Source organism: Streptomyces poonensis (assembly GCF_014650915.1).
GTDB lineage: Bacteria > Actinomycetota > Actinomycetes > Streptomycetales > Streptomycetaceae > Streptomyces > Streptomyces poonensis.
In genome coordinates this window covers 576,555-599,914 of record NZ_BMVW01000001.1, presented here as the reverse complement: position 1 = coordinate 599,914, position 23,360 = coordinate 576,555, and the positions used below count along the sequence as shown (strand labels likewise).

The 23,360-nt window shown below is 71.9% G+C and carries 22 protein-coding genes and 1 pseudogene; 14 read left to right on the top strand and 9 right to left on the bottom strand.

Annotation, left to right across the window (positions count from 1 at the left end; translation table 11 throughout):
- Positions 1 to 45 precede the first annotated feature (45 nt).
- Together dapE and IE242_RS02625 are read left to right on the top strand one after the other, a co-directional pair.
- Positions 46 to 1,125 carry a succinyl-diaminopimelate desuccinylase gene (gene dapE / locus IE242_RS02630; RefSeq protein WP_189854848.1) on the top strand — a complete coding sequence of 360 codons (1,080 nt, stop codon included), beginning with the start codon at positions 46 to 48 and terminating at the stop codon, positions 1,123 to 1,125.
- Positions 1,126 to 1,250: 125 nt separating this feature from the next.
- Positions 1,251 to 2,009, top strand: a complete 759-nt coding sequence (locus tag IE242_RS02625) for an LOG family protein (RefSeq protein WP_189854846.1) — start codon at positions 1,251 to 1,253, stop codon at positions 2,007 to 2,009.
- Positions 2,010 to 2,374: 365 nt separating this feature from the next.
- Here the strand turns inward: IE242_RS02625 and folP are convergent, their stop codons facing one another.
- On the bottom strand, positions 2,375 to 3,235 hold the full coding sequence (gene folP / locus IE242_RS02620; protein WP_189854844.1) for a dihydropteroate synthase: 861 nt from the start codon (positions 3,233 to 3,235) through the stop codon (positions 2,375 to 2,377).
- Positions 3,236 to 3,416: 181 nt separating this feature from the next.
- Between folP and IE242_RS02615 the strand changes: the two genes are divergently transcribed.
- Both IE242_RS02615 and IE242_RS02610 read left to right on the top strand, forming a co-directional pair.
- Complete coding sequence (locus IE242_RS02615; protein WP_189854842.1) at positions 3,417 to 3,776, top strand: DivIVA domain-containing protein; 360 nt, start codon at positions 3,417 to 3,419, stop codon at positions 3,774 to 3,776.
- Entirely contained in the window at positions 3,773 to 4,351 is a 579-nt protein-coding gene (locus IE242_RS02610) for a DNA-3-methyladenine glycosylase I (protein ID WP_189854839.1), read from the top strand. The genes IE242_RS02615 and IE242_RS02610 overlap by 4 nt, the downstream gene beginning before the upstream one ends.
- 187 nt (positions 4,352 to 4,538) lie before the next feature.
- Here IE242_RS02610 and chcB read toward each other — a convergent pair whose 3' ends face one another.
- The gene (gene chcB, locus IE242_RS02605; RefSeq protein ID WP_189854837.1) at positions 4,539 to 5,342 is read right to left on the bottom strand and encodes a 2-cyclohexenylcarbonyl CoA isomerase; all 804 of its coding nucleotides are present in this window, start codon (positions 5,340 to 5,342) and stop codon (positions 4,539 to 4,541) included.
- Between the two features lie 374 nt (positions 5,343 to 5,716).
- Here chcB and IE242_RS02600 point away from each other — a divergent pair, with 374 nt between their 5' ends.
- The gene (locus tag IE242_RS02600) at positions 5,717 to 5,884 is read left to right on the top strand and encodes a DUF3117 domain-containing protein (RefSeq protein ID WP_003966491.1); all 168 of its coding nucleotides are present in this window, start codon (positions 5,717 to 5,719) and stop codon (positions 5,882 to 5,884) included.
- 144 nt (positions 5,885 to 6,028) lie between these two features.
- Here IE242_RS02600 and IE242_RS02595 read toward each other — a convergent pair whose 3' ends face one another.
- Entirely contained in the window at positions 6,029 to 6,817 is a 789-nt protein-coding gene (locus IE242_RS02595; RefSeq protein WP_308436749.1) for an O-methyltransferase, read from the bottom strand.
- Positions 6,818 to 6,883: 66 nt separating this feature from the next.
- Here IE242_RS02595 and sigE point away from each other — a divergent pair, with 66 nt between their 5' ends.
- The 5 genes and pseudogenes from sigE (at position 6,884) to IE242_RS02560 (ending at position 12,850) form a co-directional block, all read left to right on the top strand.
- Positions 6,884 to 7,654 carry an RNA polymerase sigma factor SigE gene (gene sigE, locus IE242_RS02590; protein ID WP_189854835.1) on the top strand — a complete coding sequence of 257 codons (771 nt, stop codon included), beginning with the start codon at positions 6,884 to 6,886 and terminating at the stop codon, positions 7,652 to 7,654.
- Positions 7,651 to 8,085, top strand: a pseudogene (locus IE242_RS02585) (anti-sigma factor family protein); the annotation flags it as partial. The gene sigE and the pseudogene IE242_RS02585, both read left to right, overlap by 4 nt.
- A 1,090-nt stretch (positions 8,086 to 9,175) precedes the next feature.
- Positions 9,176 to 10,999: a S1C family serine protease gene (locus IE242_RS02570; RefSeq protein WP_189854833.1), complete on the top strand. Its 1,824-nt coding sequence runs from the start codon at positions 9,176 to 9,178 to the stop codon at positions 10,997 to 10,999.
- 298 nt (positions 11,000 to 11,297) lie between these two features.
- Positions 11,298 to 11,762 carry a sec-independent translocase gene (locus IE242_RS02565; RefSeq protein ID WP_189854831.1) on the top strand — a complete coding sequence of 155 codons (465 nt, stop codon included), beginning with the start codon at positions 11,298 to 11,300 and terminating at the stop codon, positions 11,760 to 11,762.
- 431 nt (positions 11,763 to 12,193) lie between these two features.
- On the top strand, positions 12,194 to 12,850 hold the full coding sequence (locus tag IE242_RS02560) for a hypothetical protein (RefSeq protein WP_189854829.1): 657 nt from the start codon (positions 12,194 to 12,196) through the stop codon (positions 12,848 to 12,850).
- Between the two features lie 81 nt (positions 12,851 to 12,931).
- Here IE242_RS02560 and IE242_RS02555 read toward each other — a convergent pair whose 3' ends face one another.
- The 3 genes from IE242_RS02555 to IE242_RS02545 are packed head-to-tail and all read right to left on the bottom strand — an operon-like array spanning position 12,932 to position 16,074.
- Positions 12,932 to 14,065, bottom strand: a complete 1,134-nt coding sequence (locus IE242_RS02555) for an Mrp/NBP35 family ATP-binding protein (RefSeq protein ID WP_189854827.1) — start codon at positions 14,063 to 14,065, stop codon at positions 12,932 to 12,934.
- A 43-nt stretch (positions 14,066 to 14,108) separates the two neighbouring features.
- A complete protein-coding gene (locus IE242_RS02550; RefSeq protein WP_373299432.1) occupies positions 14,109 to 14,801 on the bottom strand; it encodes a DUF1003 domain-containing protein in 693 nt (230 codons plus the stop codon).
- Positions 14,791 to 16,074 (bottom strand): magnesium transporter MgtE N-terminal domain-containing protein, encoded by a 1,284-nt coding sequence (locus tag IE242_RS02545; RefSeq protein ID WP_189854825.1) that lies wholly within the window; start codon positions 16,072 to 16,074, stop codon positions 14,791 to 14,793. The genes IE242_RS02550 and IE242_RS02545 overlap by 11 nt, the downstream gene beginning before the upstream one ends.
- A 208-nt stretch (positions 16,075 to 16,282) precedes the next feature.
- Here IE242_RS02545 and IE242_RS02540 point away from each other — a divergent pair, with 208 nt between their 5' ends.
- Positions 16,283 to 17,011: a hypothetical protein gene (locus tag IE242_RS02540; protein ID WP_189856328.1), complete on the top strand. Its 729-nt coding sequence runs from the start codon at positions 16,283 to 16,285 to the stop codon at positions 17,009 to 17,011.
- Positions 17,012 to 17,177: 166 nt separating this feature from the next.
- On the opposite strand, the gene IE242_RS02535 is transcribed toward IE242_RS02540, so the two are convergent.
- Together IE242_RS02535 and IE242_RS02530 are read right to left on the bottom strand one after the other, a co-directional pair.
- Positions 17,178 to 17,699, bottom strand: a complete 522-nt coding sequence (locus IE242_RS02535) for a hypothetical protein (RefSeq protein WP_373299431.1) — start codon at positions 17,697 to 17,699, stop codon at positions 17,178 to 17,180.
- 32 nt (positions 17,700 to 17,731) lie between these two features.
- Positions 17,732 to 18,856 carry a magnesium and cobalt transport protein CorA gene (locus IE242_RS02530; RefSeq protein WP_189854823.1) on the bottom strand — a complete coding sequence of 375 codons (1,125 nt, stop codon included), beginning with the start codon at positions 18,854 to 18,856 and terminating at the stop codon, positions 17,732 to 17,734.
- 720 nt (positions 18,857 to 19,576) lie between these two features.
- Here IE242_RS02530 and IE242_RS02525 point away from each other — a divergent pair.
- Positions 19,577 to 20,164, top strand: a complete 588-nt coding sequence (locus tag IE242_RS02525; protein ID WP_189854821.1) for a suppressor of fused domain protein — start codon at positions 19,577 to 19,579, stop codon at positions 20,162 to 20,164.
- 19 nt (positions 20,165 to 20,183) lie between these two features.
- Here IE242_RS02525 and IE242_RS02520 read toward each other — a convergent pair whose 3' ends face one another.
- Complete coding sequence (locus IE242_RS02520; RefSeq protein WP_189854819.1) at positions 20,184 to 21,464, bottom strand: MFS transporter; 1,281 nt, start codon at positions 21,462 to 21,464, stop codon at positions 20,184 to 20,186.
- A gap of 198 nt (positions 21,465 to 21,662) precedes the next feature.
- Here IE242_RS02520 and IE242_RS02515 point away from each other — a divergent pair, with 198 nt between their 5' ends.
- Together IE242_RS02515 and IE242_RS02510 are read left to right on the top strand one after the other, a co-directional pair.
- Positions 21,663 to 22,304: a DUF6758 family protein gene (locus IE242_RS02515; protein WP_189854817.1), complete on the top strand. Its 642-nt coding sequence runs from the start codon at positions 21,663 to 21,665 to the stop codon at positions 22,302 to 22,304.
- Positions 22,305 to 22,419: 115 nt separating this feature from the next.
- Entirely contained in the window at positions 22,420 to 23,286 is an 867-nt protein-coding gene (locus tag IE242_RS02510; protein ID WP_189854815.1) for a PHP domain-containing protein, read from the top strand.
- The last annotated feature ends 74 nt before the right edge of the window (positions 23,287 to 23,360 follow it).

Sequence of the window (23,360 nt, the reverse complement as noted above, 5' to 3'; positions counted from 1 at the left end):
GGGACCAGGTGGGGTGCGGCAGGGCGGGGCGTTAGGGTCGTCGCCATGGCCGACACCCCGCTTGACCTCACCCTGGACGCCGCGCGGCTGACCGCGCAGCTCGTCGACTTCCCCTCCGAGAGCGGCACCGAGAAGCCCCTCGCGGACGCGATCGAGGCCGCGCTGCGCACGCTGCCCCACCTGACGGTCGACCGGTACGGCAACAACGTCGTCGCCCGTACGCACCTCGGCCGCGCTGAACGCGTCATCCTCGCCGGGCACATCGACACGGTCCCCATCGCGGACAACGTGCCCTCGCGGCTCGACGACGACGGCGTGCTGTGGGGCTGCGGCACCTGCGACATGAAGGCGGGCGTGGCGGTGCAGCTCCGCATCGCCGCCACCGTTCCCGCCCCCAACCGCGACCTCACCTTCGTCTTCTACGACAACGAGGAGGTCTCGGCCGAGCTGAACGGTCTCAAGCACGTGGCCGAGGCGCACCCGGACTGGCTGGAGGGCGACTTCGCGGTCCTCCTCGAGCCGTCCGACGGCCAGGTCGAGGGCGGCTGTCAGGGCACCCTGCGGGTCCTGCTGAAGACCAAGGGCGAACGCGCCCACTCCGCCCGCAGCTGGATGGGCTCCAACGCGATCCACGCGGCGGCCCCCATCCTGGCGCGCCTCGCGTCCTACGAGCCGCGCAACCCGGTGATCGACGGCCTGGAGTACCGGGAGGGCCTGAACGCGGTGCGCATCTCGGGCGGTGTGGCCGGCAACGTCATCCCGGACGAGTGCGTGGTGACGGTCAACTTCCGTTACGCGCCGGACCGCAGCGAGGCCGAGGCGCTGGCGCACGTGCGTGAGGTCTTCGACGGCTGCGGTGTGGAGGAGTTCGTGGTCGACGACCACAGCGGCGCCGCGATGCCCGGCCTCTCCCACCCCGCGGCCGCCGCCTTCGTCGAGGCCGTCGGCGGCACCCCGCAGCCCAAGTACGGCTGGACGGACGTCTCACGCTTCAGCGCGCTCGGCGTCCCCGCCGTCAACTACGGCCCGGGCAACCCGCATCTGGCGCACAAGCGGGACGAGCGGGTAGAGGTGTGGAAGGTCCTCGCGGGCGAGGAGCGGCTGAGGGCGTGGCTGACGGCCTGACGTCCTGGCGGTACGCCACCGGCCGTGCCGTACGCAGGTGAACTGCGGACATGCGCACGTCCCCCGTCCGTAACCCGCGTCGATCTACGCTGAGGTGGAAAGACGGCACGGCGGAGGGAGCGGACATGGCGACCGGCAACCCCGAGGGGAAGCAGCAGCCACCGGAGGAGCAGCGGCTGGGCCCGGTACTGCGCAGGCGGGATCAGGTCCAGTCCAGCACGGCGGACCAGCGGCTGCTGGACACGGGCGGCCCCTCCGACTGGGTGCACACGGACCCGTGGCGCGTCCTGCGCATCCAGTCGGAGTTCGTCGAGGGTTTCGGCACGCTCGCCGATCTCCCGCCCGCGATCAGCGTGTTCGGCTCCGCGCGGACGCCGCGGACCTCTCCCGAGTACGAGGCGGGGGTCGCCCTCGGGCGCGGTCTGGTCGAGGCGGGCTTCGCCGTGATCACCGGTGGCGGACCGGGTGCGATGGAGGCCGCCAACAAGGGCGCCTGCGATGCGCACGGCGTCTCGGTCGGACTCGGTATCGAGCTGCCCTTCGAGCAGGGTCTCAACCAGTACGTCGACATCGGTCTCAACTTCCGGTACTTCTTTGTCCGAAAAATGATGTTTGTCAAGTATGCCCAGGGCTTCGTGGTCCTGCCGGGCGGCCTCGGCACACTGGACGAACTCTTCGAGGCCCTCACCCTCGTCCAGACCCAGAAGGTCACCCGCTTCCCGATCGTCCTCTTCGGCACCGAGTACTGGGGCGGTCTGGTCGACTGGCTGAAGAACACGCTGGTGGCCCAGGGCAAGGCCGCGGAGAAGGACCTCCTGCTGTTCCACCTGACGGACGACGTGGACGAGGCGGTGGCGCTGGTGTCGAAGGAGGCGGGGAGGTAACCGAGGGGTTCTTCGCCCCCGCCGACCCTACCCATCCTGTCCCCGGGGGCTGCCGCCCCCGGCCCCCGCTGCCGGCCTGGACGGCCTCGTCCTCAAGCGCCGGACGGGCTGAAGATCGGCCTGTCCGGCGCTTGAGGGGCGGAGGTGGGGTGGAGTGTGGGGATGGGGGTGTGGGGCCCGTAGCCCTGGGTCGGGGTGTGGGGCAGAGCCCTCAAGGACGGCGGTCCGGGGGAAAGCCCCCGGAGCGGGGTGCGGGGCGCCGCCCCGAAGCGGGGGCAGGGGGCGCAGCCCCCTGGCGGGTCGAAGGGGCGCAGCCCCTGGAGATGGGACGGGTAGGGGCGGCGGGGGCGAGGGACACCCCACCGTCACGCCAGCCCCCGTCGCGCCACCGCCGGCGCCCGGTGCCCCGCGATGGACGCCACCATGTCCAGTACCTGCCGCGTTTCCGCGACCTCGTGCACCCGGTACACCTGCGCCCCCAGCCACGCCGACACCGCCGTCGTCGCCAGCGTCCCGAGCACCCGCTCCTTCACCGGCCGGTCCAGCGTCTCCCCCACGAAGTCCTTGTTGGACAGCGACACCAGCACCGGCCACCCCGTGGCGACCATCTCGTCCAGCCGCCGCGTGGCCTCCAGACTGTGCCGCGTGTTCTTGCCGAAGTCGTGCCCGGGATCGATGAGCACCGACTCCCGCGGCACCCCGAGGGCCACCGCGCGCTCGGCGAGTCCCACGGTCACCCGCAGGATGTCGGCCATGACGTCGTCGTACGTCACCCGGTGCGGCCGGGTCCGCGGATCGGCGCCGCCCGCGTGCGTGCACACCAGCCCCACGCCGTACCGCGCCGCGACCTCCGCCAGCTTGGGGTCGACGCCGCCCCACGCGTCGTTGAGCAGATCCGCCCCCGCCTCGCAGACCGCCTCGCCGACCTCGTGCCGCCAGGTGTCGACGCTGATGACGACGTCGGGGAAGCGCCGCCGTACCTCCGCCACGAACCCCACGGTCCGCCGCGCCTCCTCCTCGGCCGTGACCTCCTCGCCCGGCCCGGCCTTCACCCCGCCGATGTCGATGATCGCGGCGCCCTCGGTCACGGCCTGCTCCACGCGCGCGAGCGCCGGCTCGTCGCGGAAGGTGGCCCCTTGGTCGTAGAAGGAGTCGGGTGTCCGGTTCACGATCGCCATGATCACCGGCTCGTGTGCGCCGAATTCCCGATTGCCCAGCCTGAGCATCTGCTGTGACCTCTCCCAGTACGTCCCGTTGCTTGGCCGCCTGCGACCCTAACTGTCCGACTCGCATGGCACGATCGGACCCTGACACATTCGGCTTCGGCCCGGCCGGACGCGACACGGCCGGCCGGGCACTTCCGCGCCGGCGCGCTGCGCGCCGGCCACGAGCGTGGGGACCCCAGCGATGTTGATGTTCTTGTTCCTGGTCGTCGCGCTCGCCGTCGTGGTCGCCGCGGTGACCCTCGCCGTGGTGGGCGGCGGCGAGAGCGGCGCACTGCCCGAGGCGGCGCCCGAGCAGCTCCAGGACGCCCTGCCGTACGGCCGCCCGGTGAGCCACGCGGACGTGGAGTCGCTCCGTCTCCCGGTCGTCGCGCGCGGGTACCGCATGGCGGACGTGGACGACGCGCTGGGCCGCCTCGGCGCCGAACTCGCCGAGCGGGACGCCCGGATCGCCGACCTGGAGGCCGCCCTCGCCGGCGCCCGCGCCGCGGTGGCGCCCACGGCCGCCTCGCTGCGCAAGCCGGAGGAGGGGGAGGGCCGGTGAGCGCCGCCCTCGCCGGGCCCGACGGCGCGCTGCGCTGCCCGTGGGCCCTGTCCACGGAGGACTACGTGGCGTACCACGACGAGGAGTGGGGCCGCCCGGTCCACGGCGACGACGCGCTGTTCGAGCGGCTGTCGCTGGAGGCCTTCCAGTCCGGCCTGTCCTGGATCACCATCCTGCGCCGCCGGCCCGGCTTCCGCGCGGCCTTCGACGGTTTCAAGATCACCTCTGTGGCGGCCTTCACCGAGGACGACCGGGCCCGTCTGCTCGCCGACCCGGGCATCATCCGCAACCGTGCCAAGATCGACGCCACGCTGGCCAACGCGCGCGTGCTGGCGGAGTGGTCCCCCGGCGAGCTGGACGAGCTGATCTGGTCCCACGCCCCCGACCCGGCCTCGCGCCCGGTCCCGAGGTCCCTCACCGAGGTCCCGGCGGTCACCGACGAGTCGACCGCGCTGTCCAAGGCCCTGAAGCGGCGCGGCCTGCGCTTCGTGGGCCCCACGACGGCGTACGCGCTGATGCAGGCGTGCGGCCTGGTCGACGACCACCTCGCGGACTGCGTGGCACGGCGCGGCTGACGCGCGGGGCGGGGGCAGCGCGCGGCGGGGAAGCGAAAGGGGCCGCCGACCGGATGCACCGGCTCGGATGCACGGGCCTGGACGCACGGGCCTGGATGCACCGGCCTGGACGCACCGGCCTGGACGCACCGGCCTGGACGCACCGGCCCGGCGGTGCGGACTCCGCCGGGCGCGCCTCATCGCTCGCTCACCGCCCCAGGTACTTCGGCTTCTCCTTCTCGACGAACGCCCGCACCGCGATCGCGTGGTCCTCGGAGGACCCAGCCCGCGTCTGCAGCTCGTCCTCCTTGTCCAGCGCCTCGTCCAGCGAGTGGGACAGCCCGTACGCGAGGGACTCCTTCAGCGCCGCGTACGCCAGGGTCGGCCCCTCGGCCAGGGCACGGGCGACCTTCGCGGCCTCCTCGGCGAACTCCGTCGCCGGTACGACACGGTTCGCGATGCCCAGTTCGTACGCGTCCTGCGCGCCGATGCTCCGCGGGAAGAGCAGCAGGTCGGCCGCGCGCGAGGGGCCGACGACCCGCGGCAGCGTCCACGAGATGCCGGAGTCGGCGGTCAGCGCGACCCCGGCGAACGAGGTGTTGAAGGACGCCGTCTCCGCGACGACCCGGTAGTCCGCGGCGAGCGCGAAGCCGAAGCCAGCCCCGGCCGCGACCCCGTTCACACCCGCCACCACGGGCTTCGCCATCCCTGTCAGCGCCCGCACGATGGGGTTGTAGTGCTCACGGACGGTGCTCATGGTCTGCCCGGAGCCGCGCTCCCGGTCGGCGGCCAGCAGCCCGATGTGCTCCTTGAGGTCCTGGCCCACGCAGAACGCCCGGTCCCCGGCGGCCGTCAGCAGCACGGCGCGTACGGCGTCGTCCGCGGCGGCGGACTCGACGGCCTCCCGCAGGGCGACCTTGGTCTCGACGTTCAGGGCGTTCATCGCCTCGGGGCGGTTCAGCGTGATCGTCGCGAGCCCGTCGCTCACCTCGTAGAGCACGGTGTCGGCCATGGCGGATCCCCTCCGTCTTCGCGGCTGAGGCGTACCGGTCGGTACGTCCTGCGTCTCAGCACAGCATGGCGGAGATCATCGGCGGTGGCGCGGAACGGACATGTGACCTGTGTCAAACAATTCCGCTGAGCGGAAGAGTGGCGTAACTTCTTGCGGTGGCGCAGTATCGCAGCCACATCGCCGAATTGAGTGGTTTTGCTCGCGCGCGTTGCTCAAGCGATGCCGACTGATGTTGGTCATCGGGTCCTGCGATGCGGGATAATGGCTTGGAAGCAATGTGTTCGATGCCGGTGTCGCGTGCCCCATCCGGGTGCGCGCATGCCCTTCTGGGGCCGTCGGCTGACGATGAGCTGGTTTCAGGAAGGGGAACGAGCATGGCGGCCATGAAGCCGCGGACGGGCGATGGCCCGCTCGAGGTGACCAAGGAGGGGCGGGGCATCGTCATGCGCGTTCCGCTCGAAGGCGGCGGTCGGCTCGTCGTCGAGCTGACCCCTGACGAGGCCGACGCGCTCGGCGACGCCCTCAAGAAGGTCGTCGGCTGACGGGCGGACGCGACCATACTCTTTCAGCTGCCCCGGCACCGAGACGCGGTGCCGGGGCAGCGGTCTCTCCGCGAGGTCTCCGGGCTCGCCGGGCTCTCCCGGCTCTTCCGACTTGTCCGGCTCTTCCAGCTCTCCCCGGCTTCCTCAGCGTCGGCGCTTCACCGCGCACAGCAGTCCGTCGCCCACCGGGAGCAGCGACGGCACCAGGTCCTGGCTCTCGCGGACGGTGCGCAGCAGCTCCCGGACGCGTATGACCTCCGTCGGCTGCGGGCCCGAGTCCACGGTGCGGCCGCCCGCGAAGACGCCCTCGAAGACGACCAGGCCTCCCACGCGGAGCAGGCGCAACGATTCAGCGAGATACTCCAGCGACTCCAGGCGGTCGCCGTCGCAGAAGACGAGGTCGTAGCCGGCGTCCGCGAGGCGGGGCAGGACGTCCAGGGCCCGGCCGGGGATGAAGCGGGCCCGGTTGCTGGCGAATCCGGCCTCGCGGAAGGCCTGCCGGGCGAACTGCTGGTGCTCCGGCTCCGTGTCGACGGTGGTGAGCACCCCGTCGGGCCGCATTCCGTGCAGCAGATGGATACCGGAGACACCGCACCCCGTGCCGATCTCCGCGACGGCCTTCGCGTCCACGGAGGCGGCCAGCAGGCGCAGCGCGGCGCCCGTGCCGGGCGTCACCGAGCGCAGCCCCGCCTCGCGGGCCCGGTCGCGGGCCCAGAGCAGCGCTTCGTCCTCGGCGACATAGGCGTCGGCGAACGCCCAGCTCGTCTGCCGGTTGCCGGTAATGACCCTCTCCTGTCCCGTGGTTGCCTGGGCGTGACTGTATCCGTTGACGCCGGGAACCCGCAGATGGGACCGGTCGTTTGAGGGGGTGTGGATCGCAGGCGGGGGAAGTGGATGGAAGAGGTCGACGAGCAAGTGCTGACGGAGCCGCATGAGCCGGGTCAGCGTGTATCAAATTTTCGTAAAACCGCTTATCCGGAGCTAACGGGCGAGGTGGCTATGGTAGGGGCTCCACTGGACACCACCAGAGCCGACAGGGGAGGTGCGGCCGCGCGTGTGGATCGGGGAGGAGCGCTCCGGCGCTTTCTCGGGTCGGCGGGCAGGCCGAAATCCGTGAACGACACCGCTGACCAGCGCCACGCCAACGACTCCGTATCGACCGCGACCTTCGCCGACGCGGACGCACAGGCGTGGACTCCGCCCACCTGGGAGGAGATCGTCAGCACCCACAGCGGCCGGGTCTACCGCCTCGCCTACCGTCTGACGGGTAACCAGCACGACGCCGAGGACCTGACCCAGGAAGTGTTCGTCCGGGTCTTCCGCTCCCTGTCGACGTACACCCCGGGCACCTTCGAGGGCTGGCTGCACCGCATCACCACGAACCTCTTCCTGGACATGGTGCGCCGTAAGCAGCGCATCCGCTTCGACGCGCTCGGCGAGGACGCTGCCGAGCGCCTGCCCAGCCGCGAGCCGTCCCCGCAGCAGGTCTTCAACGACTCGCACTTCGACGCGGACGTCCAGCAGGCCCTCGACACCCTCGCGCCCGAGTTCCGCGCCGCCGTGGTGCTCTGCGACATCGAGGGGCTGTCGTACGAGGAGATCGCCGCGACCCTCGGCGTCAAGCTCGGTACCGTCCGCTCCCGGATCCACCGCGGCCGCTCCCAGCTGCGCAAGGCTCTCGCGCACCGTTCGCCGGAGGCCCGCGCCGAGCGCCGTGGCTTCGCGCTGACCGGTGTGCCCGCGCTGGGAGGAGGAGGCGCGACCGCGTGAGTGGATCACGGCCCAATCCCGGCGAGCGGCGCGTCGCCGACCAGCACCTCGGGGACCGGCTCTCCGCCCTGGTGGACGGAGAGCTCGGCCATGAGGCGCGTGAGCGTGTCCTCGCGCACCTCGCCACCTGTCCCAAGTGCAAGGCGGAGGCGGACGCACAGCGCCGGCTGAAGAACGTGTTCGCGGAAGCGGCTCCGCCGTCCCCCTCCGAGAGCTTCCTGGCCCGTCTCCAGGGACTCCCCGGGGGAGGTGGCATCGACGGCGGCGGCACGCCGCCGGTCGGGGGAGGCTTCGGCGGAGGACTGCGGAGCCCGTCCGGAAGGCCCGGGTTCCCCCGCGGAACCGGGGTCTTCGGAGTGAAGGGCGACCCCTTCGGCTATGTGCCGTCGGGGCCGCACACCAGTGCCCTCTCACCCTCGGAGGAGCGTGGTCTCCTCGGCCGCCGGGACCCGTCGGGCGGGTCAGGGCTCCTCGGCGAACAGGGGCCCGTGCATGAGCGGGGCCCGGTCGACCAGGGTCCGGCCGATGGCATGGGGCCGGTCGAGGGCCCGGGTCCCCGCGGCGGCCGGCGTCTGCCCGGCAACCCGGATCTCCCCGGCGGTTCGCGTCTCTCCGATGGTCCGGCCCTGCGTGACGGTTCGGGCCTGCGTGAAGGTTCTGGCTTGCGTGACGGTTGGGGCCTGCGTGAAGGTTCGGGCCTGCGTGACGGTTCGGATCTGCGTGACGGGCCGGGCCCTGCCGATGGCCCGGGGTTCGTCGGCGGTGGTGCACCCGCCGCGGTCCATGACCGGGACGGCGGTCGGCTCGACGTCGCCTTCACGGGTGAGCGCGGCTTTCGCATCCACCGTGTCAGCCGTCCCGAGGCCGACCGCCCGGCCTCGCGCGGGATGCGGTTCGCGTTCGCCGCGGCCGGAGCCGTGTCCCTGGCCGCGATCGCCCTCGCCGGGGTGTCCACCGGAGGAGCGGGCGACACGACGGAGGCACGCGGCGGACCGGGCTCCGGAAGCAATGTGACGCCGATGCGCACAGCTGGCACGGGCGCCGCCACCGTTCCCGAGAGTCAGCGCCGCCGGGGAACCCCCGGCCCGCTGCTCGGGCAGGGCCGGCAGTTCACCGGCGCCACCCCCGTGGTGTCCACCGTGGTCTCGGCGCCCCTGCTGCCGGGAGTTCCCGCTCCGGCGATCCGGGTCCCGCAGGAGGTGCATCCGCTGGGTACACCAGTGCCGGCCGGTACTGCCGCGATGTCCCCGCTCATACGCCCGTTCACGGCACCCCCGCCGGCCGAGCCGATCTGGCGGGCGGCGTCGGGCCTCATGACACCGCCCCTCACGGCTCCGGTCCTGCTCACGTCGCCCCCGCTCGGCTCTTCCCCGCTTCCCTGAACCGGCCCTCTGCGCCGCGGCCCGGGAACCTGGTTGAATCCATGGTGGGCCGCGTCCGCCGGGGCATGCCGCGGGCGCGGAACCGACTATCTGCGGTCACCGTCGGCGACTTCTGCCGCGGGTCAGGTGTGGGGAGAGCATGAACGAGGGGAAGCCCCCGAAGGCGAAGTGGTGGAGCCGCCCCCGACCGCAGGATGCGGGGGCGGAGCCGACGGTGGATCAGCCGTCCGCGGCGGATCGGTCTCCGGGCGACGCCGAGCCGGCGCACCCCGCCGGGACCCCCTCGCGTGACGAGACGGGCTCCGAGGGCGACTTCGAGCTGGAGCGGCCCGCGCCGCTGCACGACCCCGACCCCCACAGCACCCCGCCCTACGGCGCACCCGGCCCCTGGGCGCCCGCGCCTCCGGTCCAGCACCCGGCGACCACCTCCGCGCACGGTACGGCCGTACCGGCGACGGCACCGCCTCCGGACCCGCAGGCGCCGCCCTCCGCGACGGTGCCGCCCGCACCGGCGGCTGTACCGTCCACGCCGTCGGCGACGGTGCCGCCCGTACCGTCCACGCCTGTGCCGCCTGCGTCCTCCACGCCTCTGCCGTCTGCGCCCTCCGGAAGAGGCCCCGCTCCCTACCCGGCCCCGCCCTCGGCCCCGCCCTCGGCCCCGGCCCCGGCCGTGGAATCGGTCCCGGGCTTGCCCTCGGTCCCGGCTCCATCCTCGGTCCCGGCCCCGCCGCATCCGGCCGCCGTCGGAACGGCACCCCCACCCCACGACCCCTGGCGGAACTACGACCCCTGGGCGGCGGCCCAGGCTCCCCTCCAGCAGAGCGGCGCCGCGGTCCCCAGCGAGGACCAGCGCCGCAGGCGGGCCAGAAAGACCCTCGTCCTGGGTGCCGTACTGCTCGCGCTCGTGTCCGGCGGGGTCGGCGGCACCGTCGGCGCGTACCTGGAGCGGAACGGCGGCCTGGGCGAGGTGGAGCTTCCCCAGGCCACGGAGGGAGCCGAGGGACGGGCGCCCGACAGCGTCGCCGGCATCGCCGCCAGCGCGCTGCCCAGCGTGGTGACCCTGCATGTGAGCGGTACGGAGGCGCAGGGCACCGGCACCGGTTTCGTACTCGACGGGCGCGGTCACATCCTCACCAACAACCATGTCGTGGAGCCCGCGGGTGACGGCGGCGAGATAACGGTGACGTTCAGCGGCGGCCAGACCACGAAGGCCAGAGTCGTCGGCGGGGACAGCGGGTACGACCTCGCCGTGGTCAAGGTGGCCGGAGTGAGCGGGCTCAAGCCGCTGCCGCTCGGCAACTCCGACGACGTCCAGGTCGGCGACCCCGTCGTCGCCATCGGGGCTCCCTTCGACCTCGCCAACACGGTCACCTCCGGCATCATCAGCGCCAAGGAACGGCCCATCACCGCGGGCGGCGAGAAGGGTGACGGAAGCGACGTGTCGTATGTCGACGCCCTGCAGACCGACGCCCCCATGAACCCGGGCAACTCCGGCGGCCCCCTCGTCGACTCCAGCGCCCGCGTCATCGGCATCAACAGCGCCATCCGGTCGGCCGGCAACGGCTCCGACGTGGAGGGACAGGCCGGTTCGATAGGGCTCGGCTTCGCCATCCCCATCAACCAGGGCAAGCGCGTCGCGGAGGAGCTGATCAACACGGGCCGGGCGACCCACCCGGTCATCGGCGTCACGCTCGACATGGACTACTCGGGCGACGGCGCCCGGGTCGGCACCGAGGGCGACGGCGGCGGGCCCTCCGTCGGCGCGGGCGGACCGGCCGACCGGGCGGGTGTCGAGGCGGGCGACATCATCACCGAGGTCGACGGCCGGCGTGTGCACTCTGGTGAGGAGCTCATCGTCAAGATCCGCGCCCACCGCCCGGGCGACCGGCTCGAACTCACCGTCCAGCGCGACGGCCGGGACCGCAAGGTCACCCTGGTCCTCGGCTCCTCCGACGGGGACTGAGCCGGGCGGAGCGAGGGTGGCCGGAGCGAGGGTGTCCGCAGCGGGGGGAGACCGGGCAGCGCGAGCACCACCGACCGCATCGACCTCATTGATCCCGATTGACAGGAACTTCACAGAACACGTCCCTGACCCGCTCAGAACCGTGAACTTCACGGAAAACCTGGCCGTACGCACGAATCCCGGAGCCCCATGGCAGTACCGGACAGACGGGAACGCCGGGTACCGTGGATCCGGCCCGGACCTGGAAGACCTGCCGAGGGCCGCTGGACAGGGCCGAGGACATCGCAAGGAGCTTCAGGTGTTCAATGACATAGGCGGACTCGAGCTGGTGACGCTCATCGTCCTCGCCGTGCTCGTCTTCGGTCCGGAGAAGCTGCCGAAGGTGATCCAGGACGTCACCCGCACCATCCGCAAGATCCGCGAGTTCTCCGAGAACGCCAAGCAGGACATCCGGCAGGAGCTCGGACCGGAGTTCAAGGACTTCGAGTTCGAGGATCTCAACCCCAAGACGTTCATCCGCAAGCAGCTGGAGAACGACGACCTGGGCATCAAGGAGATCCGCAACGGCTTCGACCTGAAGAAGGAAATGGCCGAGATCACCGACGCGGTGCACGGCCGTGACTCCGAGTCGTCCGCCGGGTCCTCCCCGGCGTCCTCGTCCGGATCGGCCGGGTCGTCCAGCGGTGGAACCGTGGACATGACCAAGAAGCCGCAGAAGTCCGACCCCGACGAGCGCCCGCCCTTCGACGCGGACGCCACCTGAGCCGCGGGAGCCCTGCACGGGCGCCCCGCGAGGGGCACGCCCCCGGCGCACACGCCTGACCGGCCGTACCTGCCTGACCGTCTCGTCTGTACGCGCCTGACCGTCCGTACGAGCCTTCCCTGGACGTACGTGGTTCCCCGGCGCACACTCTCCACCTCCGGGGCCTGAAGTGTCGCACCCGAGTCGCGCCATGGTTCGCTGGCCGGTGTCGTACGCCCCTTCGGTACGTGACGCGAGTCATACTTACGAAAGCCCCTGCACGGCGTGAACACGCCCCCGTATGCGCCGCATGCGCCGGGCGTGTTCCCTGGGGCTCGAAGCACTGTGACTATGCTGCCGAGTTGTTGTGCGGACCGTACGAGGTGGGAGCGAGGACGCCCGAGGGGGGCGGGCCGCTCAGGTCCGACGAGAGCGAGGAGGCGTCCGGGCAGATGGAGACGACAAGTCGGGTGGGCGCGCAGGCGCCGGCCGCGGAGGGCGGGCAACGGGCCCCCTCCGCCCGGCGTACGGTCGACGGCTACCTGCTGGCGCCCTTCCCGTGGTACGGGCTCGACGATGCCTTCACGGGGCCGCGCTGGCTGACGCCGGTCGGCACGGGGGCCGACGGGACCGTCGAGCACGGTTCGATAGGGCACGGTGACGAGCCCTCGCTCCGCGGCGAGTCCACCGCCGACGCGGAGCGTTTCGCGGTCGTGGTCACCGTCGCCGCCAACCCCGTACGGCGGAGTCCGGACGGCACGGGCGTCCTGGAGGCCACCACGGTCTCCTCCGCGGCCTGGCTCGCCGGTGTGGGACTGCTGTCCCGCACCTGGCCCGGGCAGATCGACCACAGCCTGCGCGACGACTGGCTGGAACAGCAGACCGAGACGGCGTGGGAGCTCGCGGACGACCTCGACGGCGCCGCCTGGTCCACGCTCTCCCTCCCCGTGGACGGGGAGCCCACGCCCTTCCACTACCGCGAGTCCGAGTTCGGCTGGGTCCTCGCGGGCTCCACCCGGGAAGGCGTCCACCTGGGGGCCTACGGAAGAGGCATGAGCGCCTACGGGCTGGGCTTCGCCATGATCAGGGACATCGGGGCGTACGCCTAGCCGGCGGCTCGCCGTACGACGACGGGCGCGCTCCCCATGCGGGGAGCGCGCCCGTCGTCGTACGGAAGACCTCGGAAGGGCTCAGAACTTGTTCCGCGGGGTGATCCCCAGCGACATGCCCGACAGGCCCCGCTGACGGCCGCCCAGCTTGCCCGCGATCCCCCGCAGGGCCGAACCCGCCGGCGAGTCGGGGTCGGTGAGGACGACGGGCTTGCCCTCGTCGCCGCCCTCGCGCAGCCGGACGTCGATCGGGATGGAGCCGAGGACCGGAACCGTCGCGCCGGTGGTCCGGGTCAGGCCGTCGGCGACCAGCTGGCCGCCGCCCGTGCCGAAGACGTCGACCATCTCGCCGCAGTGCGGGCAGGGCAGGCCGGACATGTTCTCGACCACGCCGACGATCTTCTGGTGGGTCTGCACGGCGATGGAGCCGGCCCGCTCGGCGACCTCGGCCGCCGCCTGCTGCGGGGTCGTGACGACCAGGATCTCCGCGTTCGGCACCAGCTGCGCCACCGAGATGGCGATGTCGCCCGTGCCCGGCGGGAGGTCGAGCAGCAGCACGTCGAGGTCGCCCCAGAACACGTCCGCGAGGAACTGCTGGAGCGCGCGGTGCAGCATCGGGCCGCGCCAGACGACCGGCGCGTTGCCCGGGGTGAACATGCCGATCGAGATGACCTTCACCCCGTTGGCCGACGGCGGCATGATCATGTTCTCGACCTGGGTGGGGCGCCCGTCGGCGCCGAGCATGCGCGGCACGGAGTGGCCGTAGATGTCCGCGTCCACGACGCCGACCTTCAGGCCGTCCGCCGCCATCGCCGCCGCCAGGTTCACGGTCACCGACGACTTGCCGACGCCGCCCTTGCCGGAGGCCACGGCGTACACCCGGGTCAGCGAGCCCGGCTTGGCGAACGGGACCTCGCGCTCGGCCTGGCCGCCGCGCAGCGCGGACGCCAGCTCACGGCGCTGCTCGTCGCTCATGACGTCGAGCTCGACGGAGACGCGCGTGACGCCCTCGACCCGCGAGACCGCGTCGGTCACGCGCTGCGTGATCGTGTCGCGCATCGGGCAGCCGGAGACCGTCAGGTACACGGCGACCGCGACCGCTCCGTCCGCACCGATCTCCACCGATTTGACCATCCCGAGCTCGGTGATGGGTCGGTTGATCTCGGGGTCGTTCACCGTCGCCAGTGCTTCGCGCACCGCGTCTTCCGTAGCCATGCCAACGATGGTACGGCGCCCCGCGCTCACCCAGGGAGCCCCGTCAGCGGTCGTCCATGTCACGCGCGCGCGTGGTCCCGTCCGGGAATACGGCGCGGGTGTCACCGGGACCGCCCTGGAGGCCGCTCGTGTGCCCGTTCGGGTGCTCGTCGCGCAGCCGCTCCTCCAGCTCCTTGACGAGGTCCTGGAGTTCGGAGCGGATCCAGTCGCGGGTGGCCACCTCGCCCAGGCCCGTGCGCAGTGCGGCGACCTCCCGGGTCAGGTACTCCGTGTCCGCGATCGAGCGTTCGTTCTGCTTGCGGTCCTGCTCCAGGTTGACCCGGTCGCGGTCGGCCTGCCGGTTCTGCGCGAGCAGGATCAGCGGGGCCGCGTAGGAGGCCTGCAGCGACAGCATCAGGGTCAGGAAGATGAACGGGTACTCGTCGAATCGCAGTTCGGTGGGTGCGGCGATGTTCCACACCACCCACACGATGATGACGACGGTCATCCAGACGATGAACCGCCCGGTGCCCAGGAACCGCGCGATCCGCTCCGACAGCTGCCCGAAGGCCTCCGGGTCCCACTCGGGCAGCAGCCGGCGGCGGCGCGCCAGTGGCTGGTCGAGCCGGACCCGGGACCGTGAGGTCGCCGTCGCCCCGGCGGGCATGCGCTCCCGGCTGCCCGGCACGGCCCGCTCCCGGGCCGCGGAGGAGGTCCGCTCGCGTGTCTCGGTGCGTCCGTCCCGCTCAGGAACCATCGGCGGTCGCCCCCTCGTCCAGGTGGAACTCGGTCTCCCGCCAGTCGTCGGGCAGCATGTGATCGAGCACGTCGTCCACGGTGACCACGCCGAGCAGCGAGCCGCTCTCGTCCACGACGGGCGCCGCGACCATGTCGTACGCAGCGAAGAACCCGGCGACCACCGGCAGCGCGGCGTCCGGGTCCAGTGGTTGCAGGTCGTCGTCGAGGATCGAGCCGACCAGCGTGTAGGGCGGGTCGCGCAGCAGCCGCTGGAAGTGCACGGTGCCCAGGTACTTGCCGGTCGGGGTCTCGTCCGGTGGCCGGCACACATACACCTGGGCGGCGAGCGCGGGGGAGAGGTCGGGGTTGCGGACGCGGGCGAGCGCGTCGGCGACGGTCGCGTCGGGCCGCAGCACGACCGGCTCGGTCGTCATCAGACCGCCCGCCGTGCGCTCCTCGTACGCCATCAGCCGGCGCATGTCGGCCGCGTCACCCGGCTGCATCAGGCTGAGCAGCCGCTCCTTGTCCTCCTCGGGGAGCTCGGAGAGCAGGTCGGCCGCGTCGTCGGGGTCCATGGCCTCCAGGACGTCCGCGGCCCGCTCCTCCTGCAGCTTGCCGAGGATCTCGATCTGGTCGTCCTCCGGCAGCTCCTCCAGCACATCGGCGAGACGGTCGTCGTCGAGGGCGGCGGCGACCTCGGCGCGGCGCTTGGCGGACAGGTGGTGCAGCACGTTGGCGAGGTCGGCGGGGCGGAGCTGCTCGAAGGTGGCGAGCAGGTTCTCGGCGCCCTGTCCGTGCTCCTCCAGCGAGAACCCGCTGACCGCCGACCACTCGACGGTCAGCGTCTCGCCCTTGTTGCGCCGGAAGGCACCCTTCTTCCCGCCCTTCCGTACGAACACCCGGTCGATCTCCCACTCCCGGCGGGCGGGCAGCTGCTGGATCGCGATGTCGAGCACCGTCACCTCCTCGCCGGTCTCCGCGAGCGTGACACGCCGGTCGAGCAGCTCGCCGAGGACCAGCCGCTCGGTGGGGCGCTGTTCGAAGCGCCGGACGTTGAGCACGCCCGTGGTGACGACCTGTCCGGACTCGATGCCCGTCACCCGCGTCATGGGCAGGAAGATCAGACGCCGGGTGGCCAGCTCCACGACGAGTCCCAGCAGCCGGGGCGGCCTGCGGCCCACGCGGAGCATCGCGACGAGGTCGCGCACCCGGCCGACCTGGTCGCCGTTCGGGTCGAAGACGGCGATGCCGGCCAGATGGGAGACGAAGATCCGGGGCGCGCCTGCCGCCATGGTCGTCGAGGCCTTCCTTTCCAGGAGACTGTCCGTGAGGTGGGCTTCAGGCTAGCCCGTCCCCGTTGGGTACGCCCTGGTGAGCAGAGCGGACGGACTGCCTCCGGCGGGCGCCCGGGACCCCGGTACGCTGCCGTACGCCGTTGAGTACCCCTGTCCGAGAGGTGTCCCACCTGTGACTGTGCTGACCCGTACCCGAAGGGCCGCGATGGTGAGCGCGGTGTGTGCGCTGGTGGCGACCGGGACCGGGCTGACGGGGTGCAGCGGCGAGGATCCCGACGCGGGCACGAACGGCGTCGGGAAGCTGCCCGCGACGAATATACAGAGCAGGACCAAGGCGGCGGCGAAGGCGGCGGACACCGTACGGCTGTCGGGCACGGTGGTCAGCAACGGCCGTACGTACAAGCTCGACATGCGGCTCGCGGAGGACGGCGGCACCGGCTCGCTGACGTCCCAGGGCTCCACCTTCCAGCTGCTGCGGATCGGCGAGCAGCTGTTCCTCAAGGCCGGCAAGGAGTTCTGGGCCGGCGAGGACGGCGGCGGGAGCGACGGGGGCGACGGCGGCGCGGACGCGAAGGCCGCGGAGAAGCTGAGCGGAATGTTCGTGAAGGTGCCGGCGGACGACCCGGTGTACCAGCGGTTCAGCGGCTTCACCGACAAGGACGACCTGCTGGACGGCCTGCTCACGCTGCACGGGAAGCTGACGACGGACGGGCGCCGCGAGCAGTCCGGGGTCCGTACGATCCGCATCACCGGCGACGCCGGCTCCGGCGGCACCCTCGACGTCTCCCTGGAGGGCTCCCCGTACCCGCTCCGGCTCGTCCGTGCCGGGGACGCGGGCACGATCAGGCTCACCGACTGGGGTGAGGACTTCGCTCTGGAGGAGCCGTCGGAGGACGAAGTCGTGGACTACGGGCAGCAGTTGCCGTCGTCGTAGTGCTCGGTCTCCGTCCGAACAGCACACTTACGCCGTCTCCGACGGCTCTTGAAACCGTCCCTGAGCGGTTACGGGCAGGCCTGACGAGGCAGTCGACGCCTCGCGCGTCACGTCGCGTAGCGCCGACTGGCCGGATGATGTCCGGCCAAGAGCCATCAGAAGGGCCCTAGCGGCGCCCGCGCTTCTTCTTCCGCAGGAGGCGGGGGAGGGCAGCCGGCACCGGACGGCGCGTCGTCGCCGGGGTGGGCAGGGGCGGCGCGGCCAGGGAGGAGTCGGGCAGGGGCCGGACGGTGCCGCCCGGCTCCAGGCGGAGCACCCGGCACTCGCGCGCCCAGCGCTCCGGCACGGCCTCGCCGTCGCGGGCGTTCAGCCGCTTGCCCTTCAGCTCGCCGACCGCGGCGTCCCACTCGGGGGACCCCGCGGCGAGCTGCGTCACCCGGGCCTCCCAGGTGACCAGGCGGCCTCCCTTGTCCTTGCTGCGGACCGTGACCACCGCGTCGCCGCCGTCGGCCAGGCCGGTCAGCGGCTGCTCGCCGGGACCGTCGCCGACCACGCACGCCGCGCCCTCGTGCCAGACGTGCCACAGGGGACGCGCGGGCCTGCCCGGGGCCTCGACCCAGATCAGCCCGGACTTCTTCGTGGACTCCTCGACGAGGGCCCGCTCGAACAGCGTGTCGGTCACGGTCATGGGGCCAGCCTAACGAGCGCCGGGCGCCCCGCTCAGAGCCAGCCGTTGCGCTTCAGCGTGCGGTGGATGCCGAGACAGATCGCCACCGTGATGCCCAGGACCACGGGGTAGCCGTACTTCCAGCCGGTCTCCGGCATGTAGTCGAAGTTCATCCCGTACACGCCGCACACCATCGTCGGCACCGCGATGATCGCCGCCCAGGAGGTGATCTTCCGCATGTCCTCGTTCTGCGCGACGGACGCCTGCGCCAGGTTCGCCTGGAGGATCGAGTTGAGGAGCTCGTCGAAGCCGACGACCTGCTCCTGCACCCGGGCCAGGTGGTCGGCGACGTCCCGGAAGTACTTCTGGATGTCGGGGTCGATCAGCCGCATCGGGCGCTCGCTCAACAGCTGCAACGGCCGCAGCAGCGGCGACACCGCGCGCTTGAACTCCAGCACCTCGCGCTTGAGCTGGTAGATCCGGCCCGCGTCGGTGCCGCGCGGGGTGCCCTTGCGGCCCGGCGAGAAGACCTCTGTCTCCACCTCGTCGATGTCGTCCTGCATGGCGTCCGCCACCGACATGTACCCGTCCACGACATGGTCCGCGATCGCGTGGAGCACGGCCGAGGGGCCCTTGCCGAGCAGCTCGGGGTCGTCCTGCAGCCGGTGCCGCAGCGCCCGCAGCGAGCCCTGCCCGCCGTGCCGCACCGTGATGACGAAGTCCCGTCCGGTGAAGCACATGACCTCACCGCTCTCCACGACCTCGCTCGTCGCGGTCAGTTCGTCGTGCTCGACGTAGTGGATGGTCTTGAAGACCGTGAAGAGGGTGTCGTCGTACCGCTCCAGCTTGGGCCGCTGGTGGGCGTGGACCGCGTCCTCCACCGCCAGCGGGTGCAGCCCGAACTCGGCGGCGATGCCCGCGAACTCCGACTCCGACGGCTCGTGCAGGCCGATCCAGACGAACCCCCCGTCCCGGCGCACCTGGCGGATCGCCTCACCGGGCGCCAGGTCGCGCCGGTCGGTGACGCGGGCGCCGTCCCGGTAGACGGCGCAGTCCACGACGGCCGAGTTGCTCTCGGCGGCCGGTGCGGTGCCGTGTGCCTCGTACCCGCCGGCGTCCTTGCGCAACGACGGACGGGAGGGCCGGACCGCGGCACGCAGATCACGGATCATCGACATGGCAGGCTCCTTCGCGACGAAAGGCCTCCTGCGGCGGCTGGAACTACCCGGAATGAAGACGTCCTGCGCGGGATCTTCCCGTCCTCCCGTCCTCTTCCCGGTCTGCCGGGAGGGGCGGAAGTTTGGCACGTCCACAAAGCGGGGAGCACCGCACCGTCGCGGTGGCGGCTTCGCTTGATACAGATCAAGACAGATCGGACGGATCGAACGGATGCTTCGGAAGAACCACCGCGAGCGGCGCGGGACCCGGCGGGGCGTCGGGCCGGTCGGCGGTGTCCGAGGGATCGATCGGTCGGATCAGGCGGTACGAAGTGCTCTTCCGTCGTGCACCGGCGACGCGATGACGAGCAGCGTGACGCGAGTGCGGGAGGCGACAGCCGACGAGGCGACGGCGACAGCCGGAGTAACGGAACTCGAGACCCGAGTGACGGAACTCAGATGCCGGAAGAGCGGGTGGTACTGCACGGTCGACTTCGATCCATGGCAACCCCACCTCCTCCGGCCGGTCCCCCGTGAGGGACGATCCATTCCCCAGGGCCCGTAGGGTCCCCGCAGGGGAGTCTCAGTGCGGTGGGGCCCGAAGGCGGCTCTCCGGTCCCGGTGTTCAGGGACCTGGGCGGCGGCCTTCTCGTGCTGCCCCGACCGGCGGTCAAGCGTATCAGCCGACCGAAGTGTCAAGGTCTCGCTTTGCCTGTTGCTGACGAGTTCTATGCTCGGCGCATGGCTGATGTTCTTCCTCTGGTGGAAGCCCGTTTGCGCAGCGCGCTGGGCGAGCCGGACGCGCGTGCCGCGGTCACCTTCCTCGGCGCGGACCGTATCGAGGTGCTGCGCTTCACCGAGGACGACCTCGTCCGCTACGCCACGCTCGGCATGTCGGCCCAGCCGATGTCCGACCCCACCGCGGTGCTCGCCGACCCGGTGAAGGGACCGCGCGCCGAGCTGGTCCTGACCGTACGGCGCGGCACCGGCGCCGACACCGACAAGGTGCTCCGCCCGCTCGCCGTGCTGGCCGCGTCCCCGCAGGTCGAGGGCCTGGTGGTGGCACCCGGCGCCTCTCTCGACGTCGGTGGGCCGCTGTGGCCGGGCGCCCCGTTCACCTCGGTGCTGGTGGCCGAGTCCGGCGGCCTGGTGGAGGACCTGGAGCTGGACGCGCCCGCCGATCCCGTACGGTTCCTGCCCCTGCTGCCCATGACGCCGAACGAGGCCGCCTGGAAGCGGGTGCACGGCGCCCAGGCCCTCCAGGAGCGCTGGCTGACGCACGGCACGGACCTGCGTGATCCGGGCCGTGCGTCGGTGTCGCTGACCTGAGCGCAGGACACGCGCCCGCTCACTCGGCGAAGGCCGCGACCCCGTCCTCGGTGGCGTGCTGCGGCTGGTGTTCCTCGGTCTCGTGTACGAGCGCGCGCCGCCGTACGAGGACGACGAGGGCGCCCACCACGGCCGTGACCGCCGCGACGACGAAGGGGATGTGGACGTCGGTCCACTCCTCGATCTTCGGCGCGAAGTACGGTGCCGCCGCCGCGGCGAACCACCGCACGAAGTTGTACCCGGCGCTCGCCACCGGCCGCGGCGCGTCCGAGACACCGAGTGCCAGCTCGGTGTAGACGGTGTTGTTCACGCCGATGAACGCGCCGGACAGGATCGTGCACACGACGGCCGTGGTGTGGTTGCCGTAGCCGAGGACCAGCACGTCGGCCGCGAGCAGCACCAGGGAGCCGCCGAGCACCTGCAGCGAGCCGAACCGCCGCTGCATGCGCGGGGCCACGAGCACCGAGAAGACGGCGAGCAGCACACCCCACGCGAAGAAGACGGCACCCGACTTGTACGGCGTCATGTCCAGCACGAACGGCGTGAAGGCCAGCACGGTGAAGAACGTGTAGTTGTAGAAGAACGCCGACACGGCCGCGGAGGCCAGGCCGCCGTGGCCGAGCGCCTTGACCGGATCCAGCAGCGAAGTCTTCCGGGCGGGCTTCGGCTGCTCCTTCAGGAACGCCGTGATGCACAGGAAGCCGACCGCCATCAGGAACGCGGTGCCGAAGAAGGGATAGCGCCAGCTGGCGTTCCCGAGCAGCGCTCCGAGCAGCGGGCCGCACGCCATGCCGAGGCCGAGCGCGGACTCGTACAGCAGGATCGCCGCCGCGCTGCCCCCGGCCGCCGCTCCGACGATGACCGCGAGGGCGGTGGAGACGAAGAGCGCGTTGCCGAGGCCCCATCCGGCGCGGAAGCCCACCAGCTCGCCGACCGACCCGGACGTGCCCGACAGGGCCGCGAAGACCACGACGAACGCGAGTCCGAGCAGCAGGGTCCTGCGGCCGCCGATCCGGCTGGAGACGAAGCCGGTCACCAGCATCGCGACGGCCGTGATCAGGAAGTACGAGGTGAAGAGGAGCGAGACCTGGCTGGGCGTGGCATCGAGGCCCTTGGCGATGGACGGCAGGATCGGGTCGACGAGCCCGATGCCCATGAAGGCGACGACGGACGCTCCGGCGGTCGCCCACACGGCCTTCGGCTGCCGCAGCAGGCCGCCCGCTCCCGCGTCGAGCGGATCCTCCCCGGCTGTCCTGGTTTCCCCGACCTTTCCGTCGGTGCCTCCTGCGCTGCTGCGCATGGCTGTCCTCCATGAACGAAGGGATGGTCGCTTGGACGAAGAGAGGTCTTCGTGAACCAAGCGTTGGTTGGTACATGCACAGGATAAGTTAGGCAGGCTAATTAATGCAAGATACATCTAGTTTCCCGGGTGACGGGGTCCGTCCGGACGGGTGATCGTCCTTGACGGGAACGGGCACGGGTAGGACCGTTGGGCCCTATGAGGGGCGAACCCAGTTGCCCGAAGTGTGGTGGCCGGGTCAGGGCTCCCGGCCTCTTCGCCGATTCCTGGCAGTGCGATGTGCACGGCACCGTGCATCCGCTGCAGCCCGTGATCCCGCCCAGCGTCGAGGCCCTCAGTGTCGTGGTGCACCGCGCCCAGGTGCCCGTGTGGATGCCGTGGCCGCTGCCCGTCGGCTGGCTGTTCACCGGCGCCGCCTTCGCGGGGGACGACCGCAGCGGCGGCCGGGCCACCGCCGTGGCCTGCTCGGGACCCGGACCGCTCGGCGGCATCGGCGAGCTGCTGCTCATCGCGGAGGAACTGGGCGTGGGGCTCGGCGCACGGTACGCGGGCATCGACGGCCCCGACCCCGGCCCCTACATGAATGTCGAGAAGCCGCCCCAGGCCAAGGTTCTGGCGGCCGGCCGCCCCACCCCCCTCTGGCATGTCTCCGGCACCCCCGACGACCGTGCCGTCTTCGCCGGGGAGGCGCTCGGACTGTGGCTCTGGGCGATCGTCTGGCCCGAGCAGTCCGGCATGCTGATGTACGACGAACTGGTCCTGACGGACCTGCGGGACGCGGGGGCGGAGGTCGATCTGCTGCCGTGCGGGGCGCTGTCTCCGCGGATTCTGGAGCCGTGACGAGGGCCGGACAGTCGTAGGGGGCGTAGCCGAGGTGCGGCTGTGACATGTGAGGTCGGACGCCGGTTATCCTTGACCAGCCTCTTCCGTTCCCTCGCCGCCTGGAGCCCGTGTCGTGCGTATCGACCTGCACTGCCACTCCACGGCCTCCGACGGTACGGACACCCCGGCCGAGCTGGTGCGGAACGCGGCCGCCGCCGGACTGGACGTCGTCGCGCTCACCGACCACGACACCACCCGCGGGTACGCCGAGGCGATCGCCGCGCTGCCCGACGGGCTCACGCTGGTCACGGGCGCCGAACTCTCCTGCCGTATCGACGGCGTCAGCATGCACATGCTGGCCTACCTCTTCGACCCCGAGGAGCCCGCGCTGCTCGCCGAGCGCGAGCTGGTACGGGACGACCGGGTGCCGCGCGCCCAGGGCATGATCGCCAGGCTGAACGAGCTGGGCGTCCCGGTGACCTGGGAACAGGTCGCGCGGATCGCCGGTGACGGCTCCGTGGGCCGCCCTCATGTCGCCAGCGCCCTCGTCGAACTCGGCGTCGTACCGTCCGTCGACGACGCCTTCACCGGCGACTGGCTGGCCGACGGCGGCCGGGCCCATGTCGAGAAGCACGAGACCGACCCCTTCGAGGCCATCCGGCTTATCAAGGGCGCGGGCGGCGTCGCCGTCTTCGCGCACCCGGGCGCGTCCAAGCGCGGCCGCACCGTACCGGAGTCCGCGATCGCCGAGATGGCGGCCGCCGGCCTCGACGGCATCGAGGTCGACCACATGGACCACGACCCGGCGACCCGGGCGCGGCTGCGGGGCCTCGCGAAGGAACTGGGCCTGCTCACCACGGGCTCCTCGGACTACCACGGCAGCCGCAAGACCTGTGTGCTCGGCGAGTACACGACGGACCCCGAGGTGTACGGGGAGATCACACGTCGCGCGACCGGGGCGTTCCCCGTGCCCGGGACCGGGGGGAACCCCGCCCGGTGAGCAGCGCCGTGGACCTTCGGCCGGGCAAGCGCCCAGGCTGACGTCCGCTCCCGCCGCGGCTGAGGCACACGCTG